The sequence below is a fragment of the Bacillus sp. LR--39 genome (assembly GCF_053613335.1).
Genome location: NZ_JBSIOT010000944.1, coordinates 1 through 684 on the forward strand (window position 1 = coordinate 1; position 684 = coordinate 684).

Consider the following 684-nt stretch of genomic DNA (forward strand, 5'->3'; position numbering starts at 1 on the left):
TGCTAAAAGGTCGCTGTACTCTGTTTTTGAAAAGAAGCGCTTGGCGATCTCAAGGCTGATCGGTTTCGTTTTTTCGATATCTATGCCGATCGGCTGTGAATCAAACGCACCAATGACCCAGCGGCCGGAGTGAGAAATGTTGAAATGAGCGTCGGGAAGATCAGGGATGCACGGCTTCCCGTATTCCTGCGTGCTGAAGCGGATATCGGATTTGTCCAACTGATACTGCCTGCTTATGACTGAGCGAACGAGCACATCTCCCAGCAGGGTGCGGTGAGCATCTTCTTTATGATAAAATCTCCGGCATTTCTCCCGTTTTTCAGGTGATATGAAAGACATGAACCGTTCATTTTCTTCCTGTGAAAGCGGGCGGTCCATATAAATTCCGTAAATCTTCATTCTAGATCCTCCGTCTGCAAAAGATTGTCAAAACCATCCTATCATACTTCCACAAGACTCATATAGAGGAGAAAATAAAAAAACAAAGCCAAGGCGGCTTTGTTTTAGTGTACAGGCGGAGATGCTTTCACAGCGGCTGTCCGCCTTGCCACAGCATAATTCAGCAACTGGATTGACTGCGGCAATGAAAAACGCAGAATGAGTCCGGTGAGGATGGCGGTCAAAACGGTGCCAAAACCGATCGGCCCACCCATGCCCCATGCCGCAAACAAAATGGTTATTTCC

Annotated in this window: 2 pseudogenes; both read right to left on the minus strand. The window is 47.7% G+C overall.

From position 1 onward, the window contains the following. A pseudogene (locus ACWHAR_RS27640) lies at window positions 1–399 on the minus strand (4'-phosphopantetheinyl transferase); the annotation flags it as partial. A 104-nt stretch (window positions 400–503) separates the two neighbouring features. After that, window positions 504–684 (minus strand): annotated as a pseudogene (locus tag ACWHAR_RS27645) (YitT family protein); the annotation flags it as partial.